We start from the raw sequence: 5434 nt of genomic DNA on the forward strand, positions 1-5434 counted from the left end.
GGCGCGGGCCCTGGAGCCGGCGCTGGCGCAGCGCAACGCCGAGGCCGCGCAGGCCGCGCTCGCACCGCTGAGCGCCGATCCGGCGCTGCGTTACGCGGCGGTGTTCACGCCCGAGCGCCGGGTGCTCGCGCGCATCGGTGACGCACCGGGGGCCGATCCGGCCGTGCCGCCGCCCGGCGAATACCGCACGAGCAGCGTCGATGGCGTGCTGCGCAGCGAACTGCCGGTGGTTTCCGGTGCCAGCGGCCGGCTGGCCGGTTTCGTGTGGATCGGCCTCGATCCCTCGGCCTACGGGCAGGACAACACGCTGCTGCTGCAGAACGCCGGCATCGTGCTCGGCGGGCTGGTGCTGACCGGCTTCGCGCTGCTGCGCCTCGGCAGCGAGCTGCGCGGCGGTCTCGGTCACGTGCGCCGCGGTCTCGATGCGCTCGCGCGCGAGGACTACGAGCTGCGCCTGCCGGCGCTGCCGGCCGGGGATCTCGCGCGCATCGGCGAGACCGTGAACCTGCTGGCGGCGCGGCTCGGCGAGCGGGCGAATTCGGCGCGCAGCCAGCAGATGCAGCTGCGGCAGGAATCGCGGCGCCTCGGCGCGATGCTGCGCGGCATCAGCGCCGTGGTCTGGGAGGCCGAGCCGCGCAGCGGGCGCTTCCGCTACGTCAGCCCGGAGGCCGAGGTCCTGCTCGGCCACTCGCCCTCGCAGTGGCTGGCGCCCGACTTTCTCGACCGCTGCTGCCACGCCGCCGACCGCGAATGGGCGCAGGGTTTCCTCGGCCACGCCGGCGCCTCGGCGCGCAGCCACACGATGGACCTGCGCCTGCGCCACCGCGACGGCAGCTACCGCTGGCTGCGGCTGATGGGCTCGGGCGAGCAGACCGCCGAAGGGCCGATCCTGACCGGCCTGCTGCTCGACGTGACCGAGGAAAAGCTCGCCGAGCAGCGCGTCGCCTTCCTGGCCGATCACGATTCGCTGACCGGCCTCGTCAACCGCCGCCGCTTCCAGGAGCTGCTGCAGAACCACATCGACGCCGCACGCCAGCCCGGCGCCAGCCCCGGCGCGCTGCTGTTCCTCGATCTCGACCAGTTCAAGTACATCAACGACAGCTACGGCCACCACACCGGCGACGAGTACCTGCGCCAGGTCACCCAGCACCTGCGTGTGCCGCTCGCGCCCGAACACGTGCTCGGGCGCCTCGGCGGGGACGAGTTCGGCGTGATCCTGCCCGGCACCGATCCCGACAGCAGCGAACTGCTCTGCCGCACGCTGCTCGCGACGCTGAACGCGCAGGAATTCATCCATCAGGGGCGCAGCACGCCGTTCCCGGCCAGCATCGGCGTCGCGTACTTCCCGCAGCACGGCATCCACACCAGCGAGCTGCTCGCCAACGCCGACACCGCGATGTACGAGGCCAAGGCACACGGGCGCAACACCTGGTGCGTGTTCGAGGGCGGCGGCGATCTGGCGCGCATGCGCGAGAAGATCCACTGGGAGGACCGCATCCGCACGGCGCTGCGCGATCACCGGCTGATGCTGGTGTTCCAGCCGATCGTCGACCTGCGCACCGGCAAGGTCGTGCACTACGAAAGCCTGCTGCGCATGCTCGGTGACCAGGGCGAGACCATCGGCCCGAACGCCTTCATCGCCGTGGCCGAGCGCTTCGGCCTGATCCGCGAGCTCGACCGCTGGGTGGTCGAGACCGCCATCGCCACGCAGGGCGCGAGCCGCCTGCGCAACGACCCGGTCAGCCTGACCATCAACCTGTCGGCGCGCCATTTCGGCAGCGCCGACATGCTCGAACTGATCCGCGATGCCACGCACCGCCACCGTGCCGATCCCGGCGCGATCGTGTTCGAGGTCACCGAGACCGCGGCGGTCGAGAACTTCACCGCCGCGCGCGAGTTCATCCAGGCCCTGCGCAACGCCGGCTACCGCTTCGCGCTCGATGACTTCGGCGCCGGCTTCTCGTCCTTCCACTACCTGAAGAACCTGACCGTCGACTACGTGAAGATCGACGGCAGCTTCGTGCGCCATCTCGGCACCGACCGCGCCGACCGCATCTTCGTCAAGGCCATCGCCGATCTGGCGATCGGTCTCGGCATCCGGCCGATCGCCGAATTCGTCGAGAACCGTGCGACCGTCGAACACCTGCTCGAACTCGGCATCCCGCTCGGTCAGGGCATGTATTTCGCAGCGCCGACCAGCGAATTCATCGCGCCGGCGCTGCGCGCGACCGCCTGAACGACGCGGGTGCGGGCCGGGTGCTTCGGCGCAGTCTTATGTCATTTATGGAATAAGCATCTGAGTTTTGATGCTTTTTGCGCATATCGCGGGCTTGTTACGCTGCCGGTTCCGCGGGCGGCCCGCCCGCCGTGCGCAGAGGCATCGCATGCATCTCGTGACGCTCGCCGGCTGTACCGAGCCGGACGCCAGACCGCAGCAGGTGCTCGACTGGCTCGCCGACTGGCTCGGCCATTACGGCCTGCCGGTGCGCGCCATCCGCCCCGGCCTGCTGCCGGCCGAAGACCTGCTGCACGCCCGCCGCGAAGCCCCGGCGATCCGCGCCGCCGTGCAGGTGCTGGCCGGCGCACAGGCGCTGCTGATCGCGACGCCGGTGCGGCTCGGCACCTATACGGGCGTGCTGAAGACCTTTCTCGACCTGCTGCCCGCCGGGGCGCTGGCCGGTGTGCGCGTGCTGCCGCTCGCCTGCGGCGGGGAGGCCAGCCGGCAGCTGACGCTGCATTACGCGCTGAAACCGGTGCTCGACGCGCTCGGGGCCAGCGGCGTGCTGAGCAGCCTGCAGATCGGAGCGCGGCAGGCACGCCTGCACGATGACGGCCTGCTGGTGCTCGATCCGGGCGTCGAGACCCGCATCGAGGCCGCGCTGCTGCGCCTGCTCGCCGGTCTGCCGCTGGCAGCGTCGCTGCCGACCGATGCCCTGCCCCCTCCGCCGCGCGCGCTGCGGCGCCTGCCGTCCGCAGGCCGTCCGGCCGGCTGAAAGACCGCTGTCCTGCAGATCCCGGCGCAACACACCGGCTTTTCCGCTTCTTCCTGCTCGCGGGGGAGGGGCTTGTTCATCCATGCCTCGCTGTCGTCCTGACCCATCCGCGCTGTCCGGGCGAGGCCGGGGCCGGCGGCTGCCGCGCGTGCAGATGCCGATGGACAAGGATTCCGGAAAGCGGCTGGCCGGTTCGGTCCGCATGGCTGCAGACGAGACTTTTTATACCTAAAAGAAATTAAAAATACATAAATCATTATTTATGGAAATATAAAACCCGGCTTATCGTTCCGGCATCGATCACCCGCCCGGACGCACCCGTCCGACCGGCAACCGACCCGTGATGGACACCCGCCCGCCCGGTCGAGGCGCGGCGAGTGCCGAGGAGATGCCCCTCATGACCCGTGCCCTGCCCGAACTGAGCGCTGCGCTGATCGATGCCGAAGCCGTGCTGGCCAGCGCCCGTCCCGCCGAGCCCGCGGGCTACGCCGGCGGCCTGTCGCCGGTCGATGCCTGGACGCTGTTCGCCACCGGTCACGCCGTGCTCGTCGACGTGCGCACGGTCGAGGAACTCGCGTATGTCGGGCGCGTGCCCGGCAGCCTCCACGTGCCGTGGGCGACCGGCACGGCGCAGACGCGCAACCCGCGCTTCCTGCGCGAGTTCGAAAAGCGCGTGCCGCAGAAGGACGATGTCGTGCTGCTGCTCTGTCGCAGCGGCAAGCGCTCGGTGGCGGCCGCGGCTGCGCTGGCCGCGGCCGGCTACACGCGCGCCTACAACGTGCTCGAAGGCTTCGAGGGCGAGCGCGACGCCGATGGCCATCGGGGCGGGCAGGGCGGCTGGCGGCACCATGGCCTGCCCTGGGAGCAGGACTGAACGCTCGCGAGGCTGCTCCGCACCCGCCTGAGGCGAGCGGTGGCGGAATGCAGCCGTGAGTGGCACGTCCGATTTACAGCCGGGGAGCCGGCGTCAGAGTTCCGGTGCCGGTCGCGCGGACGGCCTGATCCGGATTGATCCGGCTGAATTCCGGATTCATGAAGATCACATTCATCAAGATCGCATTCATTTCACATGCCGGTAATTCGGCAGCGTAAATCCGGATTGCGTCCGTTATTGCGGATGCCTGTCTGCGATCATGGAACTGGCCTGAACCGGATGACTGCCGGAAGGCTTGTCTGTGCACAGCTTGTCCTTATACTGCCGCCCCGCCTGTAAAGAGGACGAATGGCAGGCGCATGGGCAAGTGAGAAAGTCTGGACGCTGTCTGCGGTTATATCCGGTTTTTCGTGAAGCACCGGCGTTTCGGCCGCACGGGTCTGCCGGTGGGCAGGCAGACGAATCATTGCCATACGGACGGCATGTCCGTCTGGCCGAATGGATGCCGGAAAGCGCCGGAAACCGCTCCGGCCTGTTTCAAACGCCATGCGCTGCATTCGGGCAGCACGGAGAGTTTTCATGAACCGCCGGGACGATGAGGTGCCTGTTGCGCCGGAGGCTGCGCAGTCCTGGGATATCGGCCCGATCGTGCGCGAATTACGTGCGCAGCGCGAACGCTGGCGCACGGCGCGCCAGCGCCGGCTGACGGCCGGCGGTCGCGAATTCCCGGCCCGCGCCGCCATCGAGCGCATTCTCGCCGATCTCTGCGGCGCGCTGTTTCCGATGCGGCTCGGGCCGGACGACCTGCAGCGCGAGAGCGAGGATTACTACGTCGGCCACACGCTGGATCGCGCCCTGCGCGCGCTGCTCGGCCAGGTCTGCCTCGAACTCGGCGTGGCCTCGGCCGAGGCCGTGCATCACGTGCGCCGCTTCGCCGAAGCCCTGCCCGGCATCCGCGCGCTGCTCGATGCCGATGTCGAGGCCGCCTTTGCCGGCGATCCGGCGGCGCGCAGCGTCGATGAGGTGCTGCTCTGCTATCCGGGCGTGCTGGCGATCATCCACCACCGGCTCGCCCACCAGCTGCACGGCCAGGGTCTGGCGCTGCTTGCGCGCATCGTCGCCGAGATCGCGCACGCGCAGACCGGCATCGACATCCATCCGGGGGCGCGCATCGGCCGCAGCTTCTTCATCGACCACGGCACCGGCGTCGTCATCGGCGAAACCGCGGTGATCGGCGACCACGTGCGGCTGTATCAGGCGGTCACGCTCGGTGCCCGCAGTTTCCAGACCGCGATCGACGGCAGCCTCGAAAAAGGTCTGGCCCGCCACCCGGTGGTCGAGGACGACGTGGTCATCTACGCCGGCGCGACCATCCTCGGGCGCATCACGATCGGCCGTGGCTCGGTGATCGGCGGCAACGTCTGGCTCACGCACAGCGTGCCGCCCGGCAGCCACGTCACGCAGGCGAGCACGCGCCAGGAACAGGTGAACCACTGATATCCATCACAGCTGAACACCCGGTCCTTTCAGCCCATTCCCCTTCGCGGGGAAGGGCTGGGGGAGAGGG

Annotated in this window: 4 protein-coding genes; all 4 read left to right on the plus strand. The window is 69.4% G+C overall.

Annotated elements, in window-relative coordinates:
• Positions 1 to 2236: EAL domain-containing protein (locus tag PKE44_RS14410; protein WP_324552376.1), on the plus strand; the 2236-nt coding region annotated here is incomplete at its 5' end.
• A 148-nt stretch (positions 2237 to 2384) separates the two neighbouring features.
• Complete coding sequence (locus tag PKE44_RS14415; protein WP_324552378.1) at positions 2385 to 2993, plus strand: NAD(P)H-dependent oxidoreductase; 609 nt, start codon at positions 2385 to 2387, stop codon at positions 2991 to 2993.
• A 397-nt stretch (positions 2994 to 3390) separates the two neighbouring features.
• On the plus strand, positions 3391 to 3867 hold the full coding sequence (locus PKE44_RS14420; RefSeq protein WP_324552380.1) for a rhodanese-like domain-containing protein: 477 nt from the start codon (positions 3391 to 3393) through the stop codon (positions 3865 to 3867).
• 579 nt (positions 3868 to 4446) lie between these two features.
• Complete coding sequence (gene epsC, locus PKE44_RS14425; RefSeq protein WP_324552382.1) at positions 4447 to 5364, plus strand: serine O-acetyltransferase EpsC; 918 nt, start codon at positions 4447 to 4449, stop codon at positions 5362 to 5364.
• Positions 5365 to 5434 lie beyond the last annotated feature (70 nt).

Origin of the sequence: Plasticicumulans sp., from assembly GCF_035331805.1 — a bacterium.
GTDB lineage: Bacteria > Pseudomonadota > Gammaproteobacteria > Competibacterales > Competibacteraceae > Plasticicumulans.

Excerpts from the sequence above, each read along its gene's own strand:
- PKE44_RS14420 (WP_324552380.1), top strand. The coding sequence starts at position 3,391 with ATGACCCGTGCCCTGCCCGAACTGAGCGCTGCGCTGATCGATGCCGAA.
- epsC (WP_324552382.1), top strand. The coding sequence starts at position 4,447 with ATGAACCGCCGGGACGATGAGGTGCCTGTTGCGCCGGAGGCTGCGCAG.
- PKE44_RS14415 (WP_324552378.1), top strand. The coding sequence starts at position 2,385 with ATGCATCTCGTGACGCTCGCCGGCTGTACCGAGCCGGACGCCAGACCG.